Origin of the sequence: Ensifer sp. ENS06, assembly GCF_014852205.1 — a bacterium.
Classification (GTDB): Bacteria; Pseudomonadota; Alphaproteobacteria; order Rhizobiales; family Rhizobiaceae; genus Ensifer; species Ensifer adhaerens.
In genome coordinates, this window is record NZ_JACVBC010000011.1 from 26,738 (window position 1) to 46,407 (window position 19,670).

Consider the following 19,670-nt stretch of genomic DNA (forward strand, 5'->3'; position numbering starts at 1 on the left):
CAATGAAAGGGTCGTTGAAAGTCATAGCTCTCCCGCTGCTGGTGCCTTTGGCAGCGGCCGCGGTCTATTTCGGCGCCGAGCCGGTCAAGGCGAAGATGGAAGTCAAGCCAAAGCCGCTCAGCGCCTATGAGGTCTACTCGCTCTACCGCAACAAGACCTGGGAGTGGTCGACAGGCGGTGCCCGGTTCGAAGCCCACGGGCGCAAGCTCGTGGCGTTCGTCGACAAGGGCAAGGGCGATCGTTCCTTTGCCGAAGGCAACTGGTACGTCAGCGACCTCGGCATGATGTGCATGCAGGCCACCTGGACGACCTCGGCCAATGCCGGCAACGCCCGGAGCTGCTTCGGTCACGCCCGGATCGGCGACACGGTCTATCAACGCAAGGTGCCCAACGGGAAGTGGTACGTCTTCAGCCATGCCAAGCCCCGCGCCGGTGACGAGTACAAACGTTTCGTCGCCCACGACAACATCACGGCCAAGGCACTCCGGCTGAAGGAACAGTTCCTGGCCAAGAAATAGACGTTCTGCTGCAGGAGGATGAAATGAAACGCAAATTGGCATTCGCGCTATGCACGGCTCTGGCTCTCCAGCTGGATCTCAGTGCAAGCTTGGTATCCGCGTTGGCGCAGGAGAAAGCCAATCCTGCGACCAGTGCAGAACAGACGATGAGCGATAAACGTCCGGTCATTCACCCGGGCGGAACGAAGTTCGGTGCCTATGATCCGCATGGCGATTTCGGCGCCCAGAGCGATGTCTCGACCGAGGCCCTGTTCCTGCCTTGGGAAGACGTGGACCTCGCTTCCCTGCAGGTCGCCGACGAGTACGCGCTCCAGCGCAATCGCAACCTGCTGATCACCATCGAGCCCTGGTCCTGGTCGCTGGACTGGAAACTGACGCCGGCGCAGCTTCGCGACCGCATGCTCAGAGGTGAGTATGACGCCAACATGGAAGCAATCGCCAACACGATTGCCGGGCTGAAGAGCCCAGTCATCGTGCGCTGGGGCCAGGAAATGGAAGATACGTCCGGGCGTTTCTCCTGGGCCGGCTGGGAGCCCCAGGACTGGATCAAGGCCTACCGGCACGCGATGGACATCGTGCGGGCGAAAGCGCCAAAAGCGCAGATCATGTGGTCGCCCAAGGGGCTGCCGAACCTGGTCGACTACTATCCGGGCGATGACTACGTCGATCTCGTCGGCCTCTCGGTCTTCGGGCTCGAACCGTTTGACAAGATCGAATACGGCGCGCCGAAGACCTTCACCGAGGCACTGAAACCCGGCTACGACCTGGTCGCCAAATACAACAAGCCGATATGGGTGGCCGAGCTCGGATGGGAAGGCAGCCAAGCCTATATGCAGCCCTGGATGAACGCCGCGACGCAAGCGGATTCGCAGTTCCCCAATCTCGCCGAGGTCGTCTACTTCAACGACCGCGACGTCATCGATTGGCCGCACGACCTTGGTCGGCCAAACTGGCGCGTGGTCAACGACGCCACGAACTGAGGCTCTCGCCGATGCGTGCCCCTCTTGGGGCACGTTGGGGGTACACTGGGCGCAGCTGGCTTGCGGGTGGCCCAGGTCTCCAAAGTAAAAAGCCCCTCGCTTGAGGCGAGAGGCTGATTTGATTGGGCGGTGCCGTCCGGCCGATGCCGGACCTGCTTACTCGGCCGCCTGCGGACCCAGTTCGCCGCGACGGATCTGGTCGGCTTCGATCGATTCGAACAGCGCGCGGAAGTTGCCCTCGCCGAAACCCTCGTCGCCCTTGCGCTGGATGAACTCGAAGAAGATCGGGCCGATTACGGTTTTCGAGAAGATCTGCAAGAGGATCTTGGTCATGCCGCCGTTCACGACACCTTCGCCGTCGATGAGGATGCCGTGCTTCTTCATCCGCTCGATCGGCTCATCATGGCCGTGCACACGGTCGTGAGACATGTCGTAGTAGGTCTCCGGCGGCCCCGGCATGAACTTCAGGCCATTGTCCGACAGCTTGTCGGTGGCATCGTAGATGCCTTCGGTGCCGACGGCGATGTGCTGGATGCCTTCGCCCTTGTACTTGCGCAGATATTCCTCGATCTGGCTCGTATCGTCCTTGGACTCGTTCAAGGGGATACGGATCTTGCCGCAGGGCGAGGTGATCGCGCGGCTGACGAGGCCGGTGATGCGGCCGTCGATGTCGAAGAAGTGGATCTGCGTGAAGTTGAACAGTTCGCGGTAGAAGGCCCACCACTTGTCCATATTGCCGCGATAGACGTTGTGGGTCAGGTGGTCGAGATAATAGAAGCCGACGCCCTCGGGCTTCGGATTGCGCTCCCCGGTCCACTCGAATTCGGCCTCGTAGGCCGAGCCCTTGGCACCGTAAGTCTCGACGAAATAGAGCAGCGACCCGCCGATGCCGACGATCGCCGGGACATCGAGACACTTGTCCTTGCCTTCGTAAGGGATGGCGCCCTTCGAGACTGCGTGCTCGAAGGCGTGCTTGGCATCGACGACGCGCCAGGCCATCGACGGGGCGCAGGGGCCGTGTTCGTCGACGAAGCGCATGGCGTGCGAGCCAGGCTCGGCGTTCAGGATGTAATTGATGTCGCCCTGGCGCCAGACGGTGATGTTCTTGCTTCTGTGTTTGGCGACCGGGCTGTAGCCCATGCGAGTAAAGAGCTCGGCCAGCTTTTCCGGTTCCGGATGGGCGAATTCGACGAACTCGAAGCCGTCGGTGCCGGCGGGATTGTCAGCGGTAATCGTTGCCGGCGGGGCGTCATGCGGGAAGGGGCCCATCGGAAGTCTCCTCTTATTCTTCCAAACTTTGCTGGAGTATGACGCAATTCCCATGCATGATGCTTGTATTCTTGCGCGGTTTAGACAGAATGGCGCACGAAACATGCAAAATTGCGTATTAGGATGCACGAATGGAGCAGCTTGACGGGTTCGATCTCAAGATCCTCAGCGAATTGCAGCGTGACGGGCATCTGACCAACAACGAACTGTCGGAACGCATCGCGCTTTCGCCATCGCAATGTTCGCGCCGGCGCACCCGGCTTGAAGCGGAAGGCTACATCACCGGCTACCAGGCACAGATCGACCGGCAGAAGCTCGGTCTCGATCTGATGGTGGTGATCTCGGTCACGCTCGCCACCCACAATCGCGACAATGCCAAGCGCTTCGGCAAGCTCATTTCCGGCCTGCCGGAGGTGCTGGAGGCCTATGCGCTCACCGGCGAGATGGACTACCACATGCGGGTGGTGACGCCGGATCTTGCGGGGCTGTCGCGCTTCGTCAATGACGTGCTTCTGCCGCACGACAGCGTGCAGCATGTGAAGACGTCGATCGTGCTTGAAACGTTAAAGAGCTTCGAGGGCGTGCCGATCCCCGAGCGGATGAAGGGCTGAAGCCTCAGGCAGAGGGCGGAGGGTCGAACCTGCCGATGGCACGTTCCACTGCTTCCAGCCCGACGGCGAGCGCCTGTATCCCGGCCGGCCCGATCAGCGTGTCGAGTTCCGCCTGATAGCGGACGGCAAGCTCCGTCAATTCGCCATAGGCCCGGATGCCGGTCTTCGTCAGTTCCAGATGTTCGATGCGGCGGTCGTTTTCGTCTTCGCGCCGAGTCAGCCAGCGGCGTTTTTCGAGCAAGGCGACGGCGCGGCTGACCTTGGTCTTGTGCATGGCCGAGTGCGCGCCGACTTCGGTGGCCGTCATCGGGCGGCTTGTGCTGCCGAGGGCGGCCAGAGTGCGCCATTCCGGGCGCGTGAGCTGGTAGCGCGCCTTGTACTGGGCGGCAAAGCGCAGCGCGACGAATTCCGCGGCGCGGTTCAGCCGATAGGGCAGGAAGGCATTGAGTTCGAAGCCATCGGCGGCCATCGGGCATCCTTGATAGTTACAATATCGATAGTTACGATTGCAACTAATATGCCGAAGGCGACGCCTGCGTCCACCCTGGGAAAAGGCCGTCGCCGCGGTATTTGGAATTGCGCCGGACCTGTGAACAGGTCGCTTCGCGAAGCCGAAGCAGGGCGCCATGAGGAGGATCGACGATGCTGGACAAGGCAGGAAAACAGGCCGGGACACAGGCTAAGGCCAACGAAGCGCTTGGCTACATGCCCGGCTTCGGCAATGATTTCGAGACCGAGAGCCTGCCGGGCGCCCTGCCGCAAGGGCAGAACAGCCCGCAGAAATGTGCCTATGGCCTCTATGCCGAGCAGCTTTCGGGCTCCCCCTTTACCGCGCCGCGCGGCACCAACGAGCGGTCCTGGCTCTATCGCATCCGCCCGAGCGTTCGCCACACCGGACGTTTCAACAAAATCGACTATCCGCACTGGAAGACGGCGCCGCATGTCGCCGAGCATTCCCTGGCGCTTGGCCAGTTGCGCTGGAATCCGCTGCCGGAGCCGACGGAAAAGCTGAACTTCCTGCAGGGCATCCGCACGATGACGACGGCGGGCGATGCGCCGACGCATTCGGGCATGGCAGCGCATGCCTATGCCTTCAACGCCGACATGGTGGACGACTATTTCTTCAATGCCGACGGCGAGCTGCTGATCGTTCCGGAAATGGGCGCGATCCAGGTGTTCACCGAGCTCGGCAAGATGGACGTCGAACCCTCCGAGATCTGCATCGTGCCACGCGGCACCATGTTCAAGGTGACGCGACTTGGCGACGAGAAGGTCTGGCGCGGCTATGTCTGCGAAAACTACGGCGCCAAGTTCACGCTGCCGGATCGCGGTCCGATCGGCGCAAACTGCCTGGCCAATCCGCGCGATTTCAAGACGCCGGTCGCCGCCTTCGAGGAGAAGGAGACGCCCTGCCGCGTGCATGTGAAGTGGTGCGGCGGTTTCCACGTAACCGAGATCGGACATTCGCCGCTCGACGTCATCGCCTGGCATGGCAACTACGCGCCCTACAAATACGACCTCAAGACCTATTCGCCTGTTGGCGCGATCCTCTTTGACCATCCGGATCCGTCGATCTTCACGGTGCTGACGGCGCCCTCGGGCGAAGAGGGCACGGCAAATATCGATTTCGTAATCTTCCCGCCGCGCTGGTTGGTGGCTGAACACACTTTCCGTCCGCCCTGGTACCACCGCAACATCATGAGCGAATTCATGGGGCTGATCTACGGTCGCTACGACGCAAAGGAAGAGGGCTTCGTTCCCGGCGGCATGAGCCTGCACAACATGATGCTGGCGCATGGGCCCGATGCGTCGGGCTACGACAAAGCGACGAATAGCGAGTTGAAACCGGTGAAGCTCGACCATACGATGGCCTTCATGTTCGAGACCCGCTTCCCGCAGCAACTGACCCGCTACGCCGCCGAACTGGAGACGTTGCAGGACAACTACATCGACTGCTGGACGGATCTCAAGAAGCGGTTCAACGGGACGCCGGAAGGCGATTGGTCTTGAGTTCACGCCTGGTTTTGCTCGGCAGCAAGGGCGGTCCGGCGATCCGGCCGGGCGGCCCGTGGCCGACGTCGTCTCTGCTTCAAATCGGCGGCCGGACGGTTGTCGTCGATTGCGGCCTTGGCGTCACGCGCGGACTGACCGATGCCGGTGTGGCGCTGAAGACGCTGGACCTGATCGTCATTACCCATCTGCATTCGGATCATGTGCTGGAACTCGGGCCGCTCATTCACACGGCCTGGACCGCGGGGTTGTCGCAGGCGGTACGTGTGTTCGGCCCCGCAGGCACCCGCGCTTACTGGCAGGGCTTCCTGCAATCGATGGCCTTCGACATCGAGATCCGTATCGTCGATGAGGGCCGGCCCGACCTGCGGATGCTGGTCGAGGTCATCGAGTTTTCGGAAGGCGAGATCTTCTCCGAGAACGGCCTGACGCTCTCGGCGCTGCGCGTCGACCATCCGCCGGTGACCGATTGCTTTGCGCTTCGGTTCGACGATGCGGAAGGCTCGGTCGTGTTCTCGTCCGATACGGCCTATTTCCCACCGCTTGCTGATTTCGCCAAAGGAGCTGACATCCTCGTGCATGAGGCGATGCTCGCCGAAGGCGTCGACCGGCTGGTGGCGCGCACCGGCAATGGCGCGCGGCTGAAGGAGCATCTGCTGGCGAGCCACAGTTTCGCCGAACAGGCGGCGGCGATCGCGGCGGCTGCCGGCGTCGGCCGGCTGGTGCTGCATCACCTCATCCCCGCCGACGACCCCGAGATATCTGAGGCCCACTGGATTGCGGCGGCTCGCAAAAACTGGGCGGGCGCCTTGACGATCGCCACCGACGGCCTTGTTGTGAAGATTGCGGACGATTCGTCCGCGTAAAGAAATTCCGCGACGGCCGCGAAGCGGTCGTCGGTCTGGAACAATGAGAAGTTTGAGAGGGAGGACTGCATGAAACTGGCGACACTCAAGGACAGTACGCGCGACGGAAAGCTCGTGGTCGTCTCCCGCGATCTTACCCGCTGCTCGGAGGTCGGGCACATCGCCCGCACGCTGCAGGCAGCGCTCGACGACTGGGCGCATGCGGGCCCTCGGCTTGCGCGCGTCGCCGAAGGGATCGAGACCGGTTCGCAGCCGACGATCCGCTTCCATGAACATGATGCGCTGTCGCCGTTGCCGCGCGCTTACCAATGGGCCGACGGCTCGGCCTACGTCAATCACGTCGAGCTGGTGCGCAAGGCCCGCAATGCCGAGATGCCTTCAAGCTTCTGGACCGATCCCTTGATGTACCAGGGCGGCTCCGACAGCTTCATTGCGCCGCGCGATCCGATCCCGCTTGCCGACGAGACCTTTGGCGTCGACATGGAAGGCGAGGTCGCCGTCATCGTCGACGACGTGCCGATGGGTGCGACCATCGACGAGGCACGGGCGGCGATCCAGCTCGTCATGCTCGTCAACGACGTGTCGCTGCGCGGGTTGATCCCGGCCGAGCTTGCCAAGGGTTTTGGTTTCTTCCAGTCAAAGCCGTCGTCGGCCTTTTCGCCGGTTGCCGTTTCGCCGGATGAACTGGGCGACGCCTGGGACGGCGGCAAGCTGCACCTGCCGCTCCAAGTCGACCTCAACGGCAAACCCTTCGGCCGCGCCAATGCCGGCATCGACATGACCTTCGATTTTGCGCAGCTGGTCGCGCATGCGGCCAAGACCCGGCCGCTTTCCGCCGGCACGATCATCGGTTCGGGCACCGTTTCCAACAAGCTCGACGGCGGACCGGGCAAGCCCGTTGCGGAAGGCGGTGCCGGCTATTCCTGCATCGCTGAACTCCGGATGATCGAGACGATCGCCGGCGGTGCGCCGAAAACCCAGTTCCTGAGGGTCGGCGACGTCGTGCGCATCGAGATGAAGGACAAAACCGGTCATTCCATCTTCGGAGCTATCGAGCAGACCGTCGAAGCTTACAACACAGTCGCAAACGGCTGACTGACACGAACGGGCAAGGCATGAGCGAGACCGTCCTTTACGACTACTGGCGTTCGTCGGCGAGCTATCGGGTGCGCATCGCGCTCAACAGCCTCGGTGAAAGCTATCGTTCTGTGCCGGTCGACCTGCTTGCCAAGGCACACAAGGCGCCGGAGCATCTGGTCCGCAACCCGCAAGGGCTCGTGCCTGTCCTTGAGATCGATGGCGAGCGCTTCACGCAATCGCTCGCCATCATCGAGTACCTCGCCGAGACCCGGGCAACCTCCGGCTTCCTGCCGGAAGACGCCATCGGTCGTCAGCGGGTGCGCAGCCTGTCCTATGCGATCGCCATGGACATCCACCCCGTCTGCAATCTCAGCGTCGTGTCCCACGTCATGGCCAATGCCGAGGACAGCGAGGCGGCGCGGCGCAACTGGATGCGCAAGTTCATCGGCGAGGGGCTTGCCGCCTTCGAACGGTTGCTCGACCATTCCGCGACCGGGCGCTTCTGCCATGGCGACATGCCGACCATGGCGGATTTCTGCCTTGTGCCGCAGGTCTACAATGCCCGCCGATGGGACGTCGATCTTTCGGCCTGTCCGCGGCTGGTCGCGATCGACCAGAACTGCGCGGAGATCGAGGCTTTCGCCCGCGCACACCCGGACCGCACGCCGCGCTGAGGGGCCACGCGGCTTCTCGCTTGATCCCTTCTCCTTGCACCTTCGGGCGCGCCCGCATCCTGCGGGCCGCCTTCTCTGGCCGGTTCCGTCAAGCGAATGTCGCGAATGGATCGACGGCGGCGAAAAGGCCGCGCTAGTTTTTGTATGACTGGCCGTATAAGGGGGGCCGGAAAAACCTCTGGAGCGAGAGACATACCGATGAAAAGCTATGTGCTGAACGTCAGCTGCAAGACCACCCGTGGCATCGTCGCCGCGATCACCGGCTATCTCGCCGAAAAGGGCTGTTATATCTCCGACAGTTCGCAGTTCGACGACCTCGAAACCGGCCTGTTCTTCATGCGTCTCAGCTTCATCAGCCAGGAAGGCGCAAAACTCGACGAGTTGAAGGCAGGTTTCGAAGCGGTGGTGAAGCGCTTCGACATGAACGCCGAGATCCGCGACAGCGAGGAGCGCATGAAGGTGCTGCTCATGGTGTCGCGTTTCGGCCATTGCCTCAACGACCTGCTCTATCGCTGGAAGATCGGCGCACTGCCGATCGATATCGTCGGTGTCGTCTCCAACCACTTCGACTACCAGAAGGTGGTGGTCAACCACGATATCCCGTTCCACTGCATCAAGGTGACGAAGGAGAACAAGCCGAAGGCGGAAGCCCAGCTGCTGGAACTGGTCGACCAGACCGGCGCCGAACTGATCGTGCTTGCCCGCTACATGCAGGTCCTGTCCGACGCGCTCTGCAAGAAGATGTCGGGCCGCATCATCAACATCCATCACTCCTTCCTGCCGTCGTTCAAGGGCGCCAACCCCTACAAGCAGGCCTATGAGCGCGGCGTGAAGCTGATCGGCGCGACGGCGCACTACGTCACCGCCGACCTCGACGAAGGCCCGATCATCGAGCAGGACATCGCCCGCATCACCCACGCCCAGAGCGCCGAAGACTATGTCTCGATCGGCCGCGACGTGGAAAGCCAGGTGCTGGCGCGCGCCGTGCACGCCCATATCCACAACCGTTGCTTCATCAACGGCAACCGTGTCGTCGTCTTCCCGCCGAGCCCCGGCTCCTATGCTTCCGAGCGTATGGGGTGAGGCGTCAGGCAAATCGCATGCTGAAAACGAGAAACGCCGCCGGTTCGATCGGCGGCGTTTCTCGTAGGTTGGAGCGCGAGGCGACCGGAACGCGCTACGCTATTGCAACAGCTCAAGCCCGACCGCCGTCGCCTCGCCGCCGCCGATGCAGAGCGAGGCGATGCCGCGCTTGACGCCGTTGGCGCGCATGGCGTGAAGCAATGTCACGATGATGCGGGCGCCGGATGCTCCGATCGGATGGCCGAGTGCGCAGGCGCCGCCGTTGATGTTGACGATCTCGTCCGACAGGCCGAGGTCGCGGATCGCCGCCATCGCCACCACGGCGAAGGCCTCGTTGATTTCGTAGAGGCCGACGCTGCCCTTCTCCCAGGCGAGCCTTGCCAGCAGCTTGTCGATTGCGCCAATCGGGGCCGTCGTGAACCAGGCCGGCTCCTGGGCGTGGCCCGCATGGCCCGCGACGATAGCAAGCGGGGTCAGCCCACGCTTTTCCGCTTCGCTGGCGCGCATCAGGATCAGCGCCGCTGCCCCGTCTGATATCGACGACGAATTGGCGGCCGTCACGCTGCCGCCGTCGCGGAAGGCGGGTTTCAGCTTCGGGATCTTTGACGGATCCGATTTGGTCGGCTGTTCGTCGCGGTCGAGATTGGCGGTCTGGCGCTTGCCGGCGCCAGCGACTGCCACGACTTCCGCGGCAAAGGAACCATCCTCAGCTGCGCGGGTTGCGCGCTCCAGGGATCGCAGCGCAAAGCCGTCCTGATCGGCGCGCGAGAACTGATAGTGCTCGGCCGTGTCCTCGGCATAGGTGCCCATCAGCCGGCCGGAATAGGCGTCTTCGAGGCCGTCGAGGAACATGTGGTCCTTGACTTCGCCATGACCCAGGCGGAAGCCGCCGCGCGCTTTCGGCAGCAGATAGGGCGCGTTGGTCATCGACTCCATGCCGCCGACCGCAAGCACCGACGCGCTACCGGACAGCAGAGCATCGTGGCCAAGCATCAGCGCCTTCATGCCGGAGCCGCAGACCTTGGAGATGGTCGTCGACGGCGTTTCCTTGCCGAGGCCGGCACCAAGGGCTGCCTGGCGCGCCGGGTTCTGGCCAATGCCGGCCGGCAGCACATTGCCCATCAACACCTCGTCGACAGCATCAAGGCCGGCTCGATCGAGTGCGGCTTTGAGCGCTATGGCGCCGATTTCCGGCGCGGTCAAATCCTTGAGGCTGCCCTGAAAGGCGCCCATTGGCGTGCGGGCCGCCGAAACGATGACGATCGGGTCAGTTCTGCTCATGTCTTTCTCCCATACGGCAAAAGGCAATGGTTGGCGCGAGTGCGTGCCCCGCGTGTGTCCTTCTCCCCGCGTGGCGGGGAGAAGGTGGCCGGCAGGCCGGATGAGGGGCACTTTTGCCCCAACCGCCCCTCGACGTCAGATATGCAGCGCGTGCCCCAGCGCCTTCAACGCGGACTCCTGGAAAGCTTCCGATTGCGTCGGATGCGCATGGATCGTGCCGGCGATGTCTTCGAGGCGCGCGCCCATTTCGATCGCCAGGCTGAAGCTTGCCGAGAGTTCCGAGACGCCGTGGCCGACGGCCTGGATGCCGAGCACCAGGTGGTTGTCGGCGCGAGCGACGATGCGAACGAAACCGTCTTCGGCAAGCGTCGTCATGGCGCGGCCATTCGCCTGGAAGGGGAACTGGCCGATCTTGATCTCGATGCCGCTCGCACGCGCCTCGTCGGGCGACAGCCCTGCGGTGACGATCTCCGGATCGGTGAAGCAGACGGCCGGGATGCAGCGCTTGTCCCAGCTGCGCTTGTGACCGGCGACGATCTCCGCCACCATTTCCCCTTGCGCCATGGCGCGGTGCGCCAGCATCGGCTCGCCGGTGACGTCGCCGATCGCATAGATGCCGCGCATGGACGTCCGGCACTGGTCGTCGATGCGGATGAAGCGGCCAGTGCGGTCGAGGTCGATTTCCTCAAGGCCGAAGCCCTCGGTCACGGGTTTGCGGCCGACGGTGACCAGCACCTTTTCGGCGGCGACATCGATTGCGCGACCGTTGTGTTCGGCTTGCAGGCTGCCGGTTTCGGCGGAGTAGCTCTTGGCGACCGTCTGGGTGAAGACCTCGATGCCGAGTTCGCCGAGACGCTTGGCGATCGGTTTCGTCAGATCGGCGTCATAGAGCGGCAGAATGCGCGGCTGCGCTTCGAGTACGGTCACGTGGCTGCCGAGCTTGGCGAAAGCGGTGCCAAGTTCGAGACCGATGTAACCGCCGCCGATGACGGCGATGCTCTTCGGCACACTTTTCAGCGACAGGGCCTCGGTCGAGGAAATGATCGACCCGCCGAAAGGCAGGTCGGGCAGCTCGACCGGCGCCGAGCCGGTGGCAATGACGATCGTCTCGGCGCGGATGCGCTGCAGTCCGATCTCGGTCTCGACATCGACGGTCTTGCCGTCGACGAAACGAGCGGTGCCGATCACCGCCTTGACACCCGCCTTCTTCAGAAGGCCGATGACGCCGCCGTTCAGCCGTCCGACGATGCCGTCTTTCCAAGCGACGGTGCGGGCGAGGTCGATTGTCGGATTGGCGAGCGACAGACCGAGCGGGCTGCGGCCGGAAGCGGCCGAGCGCAGCTTATGAAACTCTTCCGCCGCGTGGATGAGGGCCTTGGAGGGAATACAGCCGACATTGAGGCAGGTGCCGCCGGCTTTCGCCTTTTCGACGATGACCGTGTCGATGCCGAGCTGGCCGGCGCGGATTGCGCAGATGTAGCCGCCGGGGCCGGCGCCGATGACGAGCAGCTTGCAGGAAATTTCCTTCATGATCGCCTCAGGCCTCCACGAAAATAAGCGCCGGCGTTTCGAGCAGGGTCTTCAGCCGCTGCACGAAGACGGCCGCATCCCAGCCGTCGATGACGCGGTGATCGAAGCTCGAGGACAGGTTCATGATCTTGCGCGGCACGAACTGCGTGCCGTCCCAGACCGGCCGGATCGCGAGCTTGTTGACGCCGATGATCGCCACTTCCGGGTGGTTGATGACCGGGGTGGAGGCGATGCCGCCGAGTGCGCCGAGCGAAGATATTGTAATCGTCGATCCGGTGAGTTCGTCGCGGGTGGCCGTACCGGTGCGGGCGGCTTCCGCCAGGCGGTTGAGCTCGTTGGCGCAGTCCCAGATGCCGCGCGCTTCGGCATGGCGCACGACCGGAACGGTAAGGCCGGCCGGCGTCTGCGTGGCGATGCCGATATGGACGGCGTGATGGCGGCTGATGATGCCGGCGCCGTCGTCGAAGGTGGCATTGACGGCGGGTTGATCGGCAATGGTGCGCACGAGCGCGCGCATCAGATAGGGCAGGATGGTCAGCTTCGGCTGGTCGGGTTTGCGGTCGCGGTTCATCGTCGTCCGCAGGTCCTCGAGCGCCGTCATGTCGACCTCTTCCACATAGGTGATGTGGGGAATGCGCGAGGTCGAAAGCGACATCTTCTCGGCGATGCGACGGCGAAGGCCGGTTACCTTGATCTCGTCGACGGCGGTCTTGCGCTGCAGGCCGGCCGGCGCAAGCGCCGGCTGGGCGCCGCGGGCGATGAACTGGTCGAGGTCATCATGGGTGATGCGGCCGGCCGGACCGGTGCCGGTCACCTGGCGCAGATCGACGCCGCTTTCCTTGGCGCGCAGGCGCACGGCGGGCGAAGCCAGTGCCTTTTCCAGCCGCTCGCCAGTCTGGTGCACGCCGTTGGCTTGGACGCCGTTCGCGGCCGGTGCTTTTGCCTCGATTTTGGCGGGTTGCGCCTGCTTAGCCGCCGGTGCGGGCGCCTCGGCCTTTACAACGGGCTTCTCTTCCGCCTTGGCAACCGGCTTGTCGTCAGCCGCCGTCGAGCTTTCCCCTTCGCCAGCGATTTCGATGCGCACCAATGGCGCCTTCACCGCAACGGTGTCGCCCACCTCGGCGCCGAGCCAGAGCACGGTGCCGGTGACGGGCGAGGGGATTTCGACGGTCGCCTTGTCGGTCATCACGGCGGCGAGCACCATGTCCTCGCGCACGGGGTCACCGGGCTTCACATGCCATTCGACGAGTTCAGCCTCGGCCACGCCTTCGCCGACATCGGGCATCTTGATTACGAATTCGCCCATGTCAGGCCTCCATCACTTCGACGAGCGCGCGTCCGACGCGCGCGGGGCCGGGGAAATAGTCCCATTCCTGCGCGTGCGGGTAGGGCGTGTCCCAGCCGGCGACGCGCACAACGGGCGCTTCGAGATGGTAGAAGCAGTGCTCCTGCACGAGGGCGGCCACTTCGCCGCCGAAGCCCGACGTCAGCGTCGCTTCGTGCACGACGACGCAGCGCCCGGTCTTTTCGACCGACTTGACGATCGTATCGAGGTCGAGCGGCAGCAGACTGCGCAGGTCGATCACCTCGGCGTCGATGCCGGTTTCCTCGGCAGCCGCGAGCGCCACGTGCACCATGGTGCCATAGGCGACGACGGTGACGGCGGAGCCCTCTCGGCGGACTTCCGCCTTGCCGATCGGAACGGTGTAATGGCCTTCCGGCACCTCGCCGAGATCGTGTTTCGACCAGGGAATGACCGGCCGGTCATGGTGGCCGTCGAAGGGACCGTTGTACAGCCGCTTCGGTTCCAGGAACATCACCGGATCGGGGTCCTCGATCGAGGCGATCAGCAGGCCCTTGGCGTCGTAGGGATTGGAGGGCACGACGACTTTCAGGCCGCAGACATGGGTGAAAAGCGCTTCGGGGCTCTGGCTGTGCGTCTGGCCACCGAAGATGCCGCCGCCGGTCGGCATGCGCAGGACGATCGGGCAGGTGAAATCACCGTTGGAGCGGTAACGAATACGGGCCGCTTCCTGGGTGATCTGGTCGTAGGCCGGATACATATAGTCGGCGAACTGGATCTCGACGCAGGGCTTCAGCCCGTAGGCGGCCATGCCGATCGCCGTGCCGACGATGCCGCTTTCGCTGATCGGCGCGTCGAAACAGCGGGTCTTGCCGTATTTCGCCTGGAGGCCTTGCGTGCAACGGAAGACGCCACCGAAATAGCCGACGTCTTCGCCGAAGACGACGACATTGTCGTCGCGTTCCATGGAGACATCCATGGCGCTGCGCACGGCTTCGATCATTGTCATTCTGGCCATATCAGTATCCTGCCTTCTGCCGCTGGCGGCGAATGTGCGGCGGCATCTCGGCATAGACGCCCTCGAAGATATCGCGCACCGACGGCTTGCCGCCGGCATGCAGCGTGCCGTGGCCCTCGGCCTGTTTCTGGGCCTGGATCACTTCGTCGGTGATCTCGGCTTCCGCCTGCGCATGACGTTCTTCCGACCAGGCGCCGCGCAGAATCAGGTGCTTCTTCAATCTCAAGACTGGATCGCCGAGTGGCCAGGCTTCGGATTCCGTCTTCGGGCGATAGGCGCTCGGATCGTCGGAGGTCGAATGGGCGCCGACGCGGTAGGTGACGTATTCGATCAGTGTCGGACCGAGATTGCGACGGGCGCGCTCGGCCGCCCATTTGGCGACGGCGTAGACGGCGAGATAGTCGTTGCCGTCGACGCGCAGGGCCGGAATGCCGAAGCCGAGGCCGCGGGCGGCAAAGGTGCCGGAGCCGCCGCGGGCGATGCCCTGGAAGGTCGAGATCGCCCACTGATTGTTGACGATGTTGAGGATAACGGGCGCCTTGTAGGTGGAGGCAAAGACGAGCGCCGAGTGGAAGTCCGATTCCGCCGTCGAGCCGTCGCCGATCCAGGCGGCTGCGATCTTGGTGTCGCGCTTGATGGCCGACGCCATCGCCCAGCCGACCGCCTGCACATATTGGGTGGCGAGGTTGCCGGAGATGGTGAAGAAGCCATGCTCCTTGGAGGAATACATGATCGGCAGCTGCCGGCCGCGCAGAGGGTCGCTCTCGTTCGAGAAGATCTGGTTCATCATCTCGACCATGGGATAGCCGTCGGCGATCAGAAGACCGGCCTGTCGATAGGTCGGGAAGTTCATGTCGCCCTTCACCAACGCCTTGCGGAAGGCGCAACTGACGGCCTCTTCGCCCAGATGCTGCATGTAGAAGGAGGTCTTGCCCTGGCGCTGGGCCATGACCATGCGCGCATCGAAGGCGCGCAGCAGCATCATGTGCCTGAGGCCGGAGAGCAACTCGTCATCCGAAAGCAACCCGGCCCAGGGACCAACCGCTTCGCCGTCGCGGTTCAAGACGCGGATGATCGAATAGGCGAGGTCGCGCATCTCTTCCGGCGCGACGTCCACCTCCGGGCGCGGCACGGAGCCGGCCTTCGGGATCTTGACGTTGGAGAAATCCGGCTGGCCGCCGGGCCGAACGGCGGGTTCGGGGACATGCAGGCTAAGTCGATCGAGATCGCTCATGCGGTTTCCGGCCTCCTCCGGAGTGCGCAGTGCACCAAATCAAGATCGGTTCCAGTCGAACCGCTCTTCATTTCTGTTCTCACGCATTTCCGGACGCAAAGGCGCTAGGACCCTCGCTGGAAATGCTCTGGGACGGGATAACGATGGGCCTGAGGTGTACGAGGACGTGCAATGTGACCGGCAAGGCTCCTCCGCCCAAGGTCTGCACAGACTCCTCCTAAAAGCCCCCGCTCTCCCGACGGGAATGCTCACAGACTGCCACGAGTTCCGGGGCTTATGAAGGTCTTTCCGTGTTGCGGGGCAGGGGCAGGCGAAGAAAGATAGAATCCTGCCGGGAGTGCGCCCACGCGTTGTGTCGTTCACCTTCTTGCCGGTCATTGCCGGTAATTTTCTTTCGCGGCGATCCGTCGGCGGTAGCGCTCAGACCGGCGGGGCGATGGTGATCGGCGTTCCATCGAGGAAGCGCGAGAGCCGGAATGGCGTCGGATCGACGATCGGTTTCTCGCCGGTTACGAGGTCGGCGACGAGGTGTCCGGCGCCAGGCCCGATGCCAAAACCGTGGCCGGAAAAACCCGTCGCGACAATGAGGCCCGGAACGGTTTCGGCGGGTGAGATGACGGGGACGGCATCGGGCATCACATCGATCAGTCCTCCCCATATCTGTTGCACCTTGGTTTTGCGCAGGAATGGCAAGGCCCTGCCGGCGGCGTCGAGGGCCCGCAGGGCGCGCCGCGAATCCGGATTGGGATCGAGCACGCGGTGGCGCTCGAAGGCGCCGGGCCGGTCGAGCGGGACGGTGCCGATCTCGAACAATTCGTTCCAGCTCTGGGCGTTGATGCCCACCTGCACGGCATCGCCCTCCGCCTTTCGCGCCGGCTGGAAATCGCGGAAGAATGCGAAGCTGTCGGGCACGACCGCGTGCAGGTTGGCGGCACCGTCGGCAATCGTGTAACCGCCATCGAGGCGCTTGCGATAGGCATAGGTCGCGGTTGCGCCGGCCCCTTCCGGACCGCCGGAGACTGGCCCGGTTCTCAACACCGTATTCCGCACCTTCAGCTGCGGCAGCCGGATGCCGAGGCTTTTGAGAAAGAGCCTGGACCAGGCGCCGCCGGCGACGATGACGGTCGACGTCTCGATGCGGCCTCTCTCGGTGACGACGGCGGAGATCCGGCCCGCTGCCTTTTCGACCCCGCGCACGGCGCAGCCCGTCAGGATACGGGCACCGGCGCGGCGGGCACCGGCGACAATCGCGGGCACCGCCTTCTGCGGTTCTGCCCGGCCGTCGCTCGGCGTGAAGAGCCCGCCTTGGTAGCGGATGGCGGCGCCCGGCATCATCGCCTCTGTCGTGTCGGAGCTGAGTTGCACGCTGTCGACGCCGTAGGGTCGGGCCATGGCAAGCCATGCGTCGCGATTGGCGATGTCGCGCTCATTCTCGGAGACATAGAGAATGCCGCTGCGGCGAAAGCCGGTCTCGCCACTGATGCGCGCGTCGAGCGTGTCCCAGATCTTCAGCGCCTCGATCGCCAGCGGGATTTCGCGCTCGTCACGGCCCATCACCCGAACCCAGCCCCAGTTGCGGCTCGATTGCTCGGCGCCGGGCGAACCCTTCTCGCAGAGCACGACGTCGATACCGCGTTCGGCAAGGAAGAGGGCGGTGCTGACGCCGATGATGCCGCCGCCGACGATGACGACGTCGGCCCTGGCGGGCAGGGTGGTGTCTGTGGCGATCGGATCGAGCGTGGGACCGGGCATGGGGAGGGCACTTTCGGGCAGGAGGTGTCACGGCCATCGGTGCATGCCGCCGCCGCGAGATCAAGACCTGCAATCTGGCCGTCGTCGGCCGGCGCTCGGTTGCTGGCAATCTTTTATCGCCAACCCGTCCGGTTCGCCGCGAGACGGTCTTTCGGAATTTTGCGCGTGCTTCTATGCTCGCGCGCATGAGTGAGAGCCGCCCCGATCTTCGCCCCGTCCTGCGCATCGATTTTCCGCCCGCCGACCGGCTCGGCCGCGGCAAGATCCTCTTGCTCGAACTGATCCGCGAGACCGGCTCCATCTCCGCCGCCGGCCGGGCGATGGACATGTCGTACCGCCGCGCCTGGCTGCTGGTCGATGCCCTGAACCGGATGTTCAGCGAGCCTTCGGTAGAATCGCAGCGCGGCGGCAAGCAGGGTGGCGGAGCCCTGGTGACGCCGTTCGGCGAAGAGCTTATCCGGCGCTACCGCGAGATGGAGGAGAAGGCACGCCTTGCGATCGGCGAGGATCTGGCCTGGCTCGAATCCGTTCGGAGCAGCGATACACCAGCGTTCGATACGGCCGAGGCTGTTTCCAAAAAGGCCTAATGCATGTCGCGCAAAAGTGTGCAGCGGTATCGCGGCAACGACATGCATAAAAACAAGAGCTTAGAGCCTGGCGCGCGAATGCGTTTTCATGCGACAGGCTTTAGTGATCGATCGCGACCGACTTGATGACGGCATAGACGGTTCTGCCGGGAGCAAGCTGCAGCGCGTCGCGGGAAAAGCGGGTGATGCGGGCGGCAATCGTCGCATCGCCGCAAGTCACCCGGACATCGACGCTGCCGTCCTCCTCCGATGTCAGCGTCAGAATGCGCCCTTCGAGTACGTTGAGCGCACTGATTTCCACTGGCCTTGAGGTCGCCAGCATGACGTCGCGGGCGGCTATGTGCAGGCGAAGCCTGACGCCGGCCGTCGCGCTGACACCGGCGATGCGCAGCCGTTCCCGCCCGACCCGGACGGTCGTCAGTTCGTGCACCGGATCGGTTCCCTCGACTTCGCCCTCCAGCAGGACACCGGCCTCGCGCCGGCCGGTGGCAAGCGTTGCGGCGGGCGCGCTCAACACCTCGGCGGCCGCGCCCGATGCGGTGACCCGACCGTTTTCGAGCACGACCACGCGCCGGGCCAACCGGGCGACTTCGCCGACGGAATGGCTGACATAGACGATCGGGATGCGGGCATCGTCGCGCAGCCGTTCGAGATAGGGCAGGATTTCGGCCTTGCGCGCCTCGTCGAGCGCGGCCAGCGGCTCATCCATCAAAAGCAGGCGCGGTGCCGCGAGCAAGGCGCGGCCGATGGCGACGCGCTGCTTTTCGCCGCCGGAAAGGGCCGAAGGGTTGCGTTCGAGCAGATGGCCGATGCCGAGCAGGTCGACGATGCGGGTAAACTCATTGCCGGTGCCGCTCTTGCCGGCGAACCAGCGGCCATAGGCGAGGTTGCGGCGTACACTCAAATGCGGAAACAGCCGCGCCTCCTGGAAGACATAGCCGAAGCGCCGGCGGTGCACCGGCGTGAAGATCCTGTTCTCGCTGTCGGCGATGACGTCGCCATCGAGCAGGACACGGCCGCTTTCGGGCTTCAGAAGCCCGGCGATGATGTTGATGAGCGAGGTCTTGCCTGAGCCGGAGCGGCCGAACAGCGCCGTCACGCCGCCATCGGAACTAAAGGCGGCGTCGAGCGAGAAATTGCCGAGCTGGTGGCGGGCTTCAACGATGAGGCTCATTGGGCGGCCACCCGGCGTGCGGCGAAGGTCGCCAGCAGTTCGGAGAAGATGAGCGCGGCCATGGAAATGATGACGGAAATGATTGTCAGCCGCATGGCGCCGGCGTCGCCGCCCGGCACCTGGGTGAAGGTGTAGATGGCGGCCGAAAGCGTCTGCGTTTCGCCGGGAATGTTGGAGACGAAGGTGATCGTGGCGCCGAACTCGCCCATCGCCTTGGCAAAGGCGATGATCATGCCGGCGATGATGCCGGGAATGATCAGCGGCAGCGTGACGGTGGCAAAGACCCAGAGGGGGCTCGCGCCGAGCGTGGTCGCCGCGTCCTCGAGCTTGCGGTCAACCGCCTCGATCGACAGGCGGATGCTGCGCACCATCAACGGGAAGGCCATGACGGCGCAGGCAAGGGCAGCGCCGGTCCAGCGGAAGGAAAAGACGAGGCCAAAATAATCGGCGAAGAAGGCGCCGAGCGGGCCGCGGCGGCCGAAAAGCAGGAGCAGCAGGAAGCCGGTGACGACAGGCGGCAGGATCAGCGGCAGATGAACGAGGCCGTTCAGCAGTGTCTTGCCCCAGAAGCGCCCGCGGGCAAGCAGCATGGCGACGACGAGTGCGAAGGGCAGGCTGCAGATCATTGCGACGGTTGCGATACGCAGGCTCAACAGGATCGCCGTCCATTCCGCATCGCTCACTGCAAGCCAGTCCAATG

Annotated in this window: 19 protein-coding genes; 9 read left to right on the forward strand and 10 right to left on the reverse strand. The window is 64.0% G+C overall.

Annotated features, from left to right (window positions below; all coding sequences use genetic code 11):
• The first annotated feature begins 2 nt into the window (after positions 1–2).
• Both IB279_RS27990 and IB279_RS27995 read left to right on the forward strand, forming a co-directional pair.
• Entirely contained in the window at positions 3–518 is a 516-nt protein-coding gene (locus IB279_RS27990) for a DUF995 domain-containing protein (RefSeq protein ID WP_034787207.1), read from the forward strand.
• A gap of 23 nt (positions 519–541) precedes the next feature.
• Entirely contained in the window at positions 542–1,498 is a 957-nt protein-coding gene (locus tag IB279_RS27995) for a glycoside hydrolase family 26 protein (protein ID WP_112771874.1), read from the forward strand.
• Between the two features lie 156 nt (positions 1,499–1,654).
• On the opposite strand, the gene hppD is transcribed toward IB279_RS27995, so the two are convergent.
• On the reverse strand, positions 1,655–2,767 hold the full coding sequence (gene hppD / locus IB279_RS28000; RefSeq protein WP_112771875.1) for a 4-hydroxyphenylpyruvate dioxygenase: 1,113 nt from the start codon (positions 2,765–2,767) through the stop codon (positions 1,655–1,657).
• 131 nt (positions 2,768–2,898) lie between these two features.
• Between hppD and IB279_RS28005 the strand changes: the two genes are divergently transcribed.
• On the forward strand, positions 2,899–3,378 hold the full coding sequence (locus IB279_RS28005) for an Lrp/AsnC family transcriptional regulator (RefSeq protein ID WP_034787199.1): 480 nt from the start codon (positions 2,899–2,901) through the stop codon (positions 3,376–3,378).
• A gap of 4 nt (positions 3,379–3,382) precedes the next feature.
• On the opposite strand, the gene IB279_RS28010 is transcribed toward IB279_RS28005, so the two are convergent.
• Positions 3,383–3,847, reverse strand: coding sequence for a MarR family winged helix-turn-helix transcriptional regulator (locus IB279_RS28010; protein ID WP_060604581.1), 465 nt, complete (start codon positions 3,845–3,847; stop codon positions 3,383–3,385).
• A gap of 173 nt (positions 3,848–4,020) precedes the next feature.
• Between IB279_RS28010 and hmgA the strand changes: the two genes are divergently transcribed.
• From hmgA to purU, 5 genes are all read left to right on the forward strand, one after another.
• Positions 4,021–5,388: a homogentisate 1,2-dioxygenase gene (hmgA, locus tag IB279_RS28015; RefSeq protein WP_060517464.1), complete on the forward strand. Its 1,368-nt coding sequence runs from the start codon at positions 4,021–4,023 to the stop codon at positions 5,386–5,388.
• Positions 5,385–6,254, forward strand: coding sequence for an MBL fold metallo-hydrolase (locus IB279_RS28020; protein ID WP_060517466.1), 870 nt, complete (start codon positions 5,385–5,387; stop codon positions 6,252–6,254). Before hmgA ends, IB279_RS28020 begins: the two co-directional genes overlap by 4 nt.
• A gap of 69 nt (positions 6,255–6,323) precedes the next feature.
• Entirely contained in the window at positions 6,324–7,349 is a 1,026-nt protein-coding gene (locus IB279_RS28025) for a fumarylacetoacetate hydrolase family protein (RefSeq protein WP_034787188.1), read from the forward strand.
• A gap of 20 nt (positions 7,350–7,369) precedes the next feature.
• Positions 7,370–8,008, forward strand: a complete 639-nt coding sequence (gene maiA / locus IB279_RS28030; RefSeq protein ID WP_060604589.1) for a maleylacetoacetate isomerase — start codon at positions 7,370–7,372, stop codon at positions 8,006–8,008.
• A gap of 198 nt (positions 8,009–8,206) precedes the next feature.
• Positions 8,207–9,091, forward strand: coding sequence for a formyltetrahydrofolate deformylase (gene purU / locus IB279_RS28035; protein WP_034787183.1), 885 nt, complete (start codon positions 8,207–8,209; stop codon positions 9,089–9,091).
• Positions 9,092–9,190: 99 nt separating this feature from the next.
• On the opposite strand, the gene IB279_RS28040 is transcribed toward purU, so the two are convergent.
• The 6 genes from IB279_RS28040 to IB279_RS28065 all read right to left on the reverse strand — a co-directional run bounded on the left by IB279_RS28040 (position 9,191) and on the right by IB279_RS28065 (position 17,209).
• Entirely contained in the window at positions 9,191–10,372 is a 1,182-nt protein-coding gene (locus IB279_RS28040; protein WP_112771876.1) for an acetyl-CoA C-acyltransferase, read from the reverse strand.
• A gap of 135 nt (positions 10,373–10,507) precedes the next feature.
• Positions 10,508–11,902: a dihydrolipoyl dehydrogenase gene (gene lpdA / locus IB279_RS28045; RefSeq protein WP_112771877.1), complete on the reverse strand. Its 1,395-nt coding sequence runs from the start codon at positions 11,900–11,902 to the stop codon at positions 10,508–10,510.
• A gap of 7 nt (positions 11,903–11,909) precedes the next feature.
• Positions 11,910–13,208, reverse strand: a complete 1,299-nt coding sequence (locus tag IB279_RS28050) for a dihydrolipoamide acetyltransferase family protein (protein ID WP_112771878.1) — start codon at positions 13,206–13,208, stop codon at positions 11,910–11,912.
• A gap of 1 nt (position 13,209) precedes the next feature.
• Positions 13,210–14,223, reverse strand: coding sequence for an alpha-ketoacid dehydrogenase subunit beta (locus IB279_RS28055; RefSeq protein ID WP_034787163.1), 1,014 nt, complete (start codon positions 14,221–14,223; stop codon positions 13,210–13,212).
• 1 nt (position 14,224) lies between these two features.
• Entirely contained in the window at positions 14,225–15,457 is a 1,233-nt protein-coding gene (locus tag IB279_RS28060) for a 3-methyl-2-oxobutanoate dehydrogenase (2-methylpropanoyl-transferring) subunit alpha (protein WP_034787158.1), read from the reverse strand.
• A gap of 420 nt (positions 15,458–15,877) precedes the next feature.
• Positions 15,878–17,209 carry an FAD-binding oxidoreductase gene (locus tag IB279_RS28065; RefSeq protein ID WP_112771879.1) on the reverse strand — a complete coding sequence of 444 codons (1,332 nt, stop codon included), beginning with the start codon at positions 17,207–17,209 and terminating at the stop codon, positions 15,878–15,880.
• A gap of 185 nt (positions 17,210–17,394) precedes the next feature.
• Here IB279_RS28065 and IB279_RS28070 point away from each other — a divergent pair, with 185 nt between their 5' ends.
• Positions 17,395–17,796 (forward strand): winged helix-turn-helix domain-containing protein, encoded by a 402-nt coding sequence (locus IB279_RS28070; protein WP_060517635.1) that lies wholly within the window; start codon positions 17,395–17,397, stop codon positions 17,794–17,796.
• 100 nt (positions 17,797–17,896) lie between these two features.
• Here the strand turns inward: IB279_RS28070 and modC are convergent, their stop codons facing one another.
• Together modC and modB are read right to left on the reverse strand one after the other, a co-directional pair.
• On the reverse strand, positions 17,897–18,970 hold the full coding sequence (gene modC, locus IB279_RS28075) for a molybdenum ABC transporter ATP-binding protein (RefSeq protein WP_112771880.1): 1,074 nt from the start codon (positions 18,968–18,970) through the stop codon (positions 17,897–17,899).
• Positions 18,967–19,668, reverse strand: a complete 702-nt coding sequence (modB, locus tag IB279_RS28080; RefSeq protein WP_090298031.1) for a molybdate ABC transporter permease subunit — start codon at positions 19,666–19,668, stop codon at positions 18,967–18,969. The genes modC and modB overlap by 4 nt, the downstream gene beginning before the upstream one ends.
• Positions 19,669–19,670: the final 2 nt, after the last annotated feature.

Coding starts and splice junctions, on each gene's coding strand:
- IB279_RS27990 (WP_034787207.1), top strand. CDS start 3: ATGAAAGGGTCGTTGAAAGTCATAGCTCTCCCGCTGCTGGTGCCTTTG.
- IB279_RS27995 (WP_112771874.1), top strand. CDS start 542: ATGAAACGCAAATTGGCATTCGCGCTATGCACGGCTCTGGCTCTCCAG.
- hppD (WP_112771875.1), bottom strand. CDS start 2,767: ATGGGCCCCTTCCCGCATGACGCCCCGCCGGCAACGATTACCGCTGAC.
- IB279_RS28005 (WP_034787199.1), top strand. CDS start 2,899: ATGGAGCAGCTTGACGGGTTCGATCTCAAGATCCTCAGCGAATTGCAG.
- IB279_RS28010 (WP_060604581.1), bottom strand. CDS start 3,847: ATGGCCGCCGATGGCTTCGAACTCAATGCCTTCCTGCCCTATCGGCTG.
- hmgA (WP_060517464.1), top strand. CDS start 4,021: ATGCTGGACAAGGCAGGAAAACAGGCCGGGACACAGGCTAAGGCCAAC.
- IB279_RS28025 (WP_034787188.1), top strand. CDS start 6,324: ATGAAACTGGCGACACTCAAGGACAGTACGCGCGACGGAAAGCTCGTG.
- maiA (WP_060604589.1), top strand. CDS start 7,370: ATGAGCGAGACCGTCCTTTACGACTACTGGCGTTCGTCGGCGAGCTAT.
- purU (WP_034787183.1), top strand. CDS start 8,207: ATGAAAAGCTATGTGCTGAACGTCAGCTGCAAGACCACCCGTGGCATC.
- IB279_RS28040 (WP_112771876.1), bottom strand. CDS start 10,372: ATGAGCAGAACTGACCCGATCGTCATCGTTTCGGCGGCCCGCACGCCA.
- lpdA (WP_112771877.1), bottom strand. CDS start 11,902: ATGAAGGAAATTTCCTGCAAGCTGCTCGTCATCGGCGCCGGCCCCGGC.
- IB279_RS28050 (WP_112771878.1), bottom strand. CDS start 13,208: ATGGGCGAATTCGTAATCAAGATGCCCGATGTCGGCGAAGGCGTGGCC.
- IB279_RS28055 (WP_034787163.1), bottom strand. CDS start 14,223: ATGGCCAGAATGACAATGATCGAAGCCGTGCGCAGCGCCATGGATGTC.
- IB279_RS28060 (WP_034787158.1), bottom strand. CDS start 15,457: ATGAGCGATCTCGATCGACTTAGCCTGCATGTCCCCGAACCCGCCGTT.
- IB279_RS28065 (WP_112771879.1), bottom strand. CDS start 17,209: ATGCCCGGTCCCACGCTCGATCCGATCGCCACAGACACCACCCTGCCC.
- IB279_RS28070 (WP_060517635.1), top strand. CDS start 17,395: ATGAGTGAGAGCCGCCCCGATCTTCGCCCCGTCCTGCGCATCGATTTT.
- modC (WP_112771880.1), bottom strand. CDS start 18,970: ATGAGCCTCATCGTTGAAGCCCGCCACCAGCTCGGCAATTTCTCGCTC.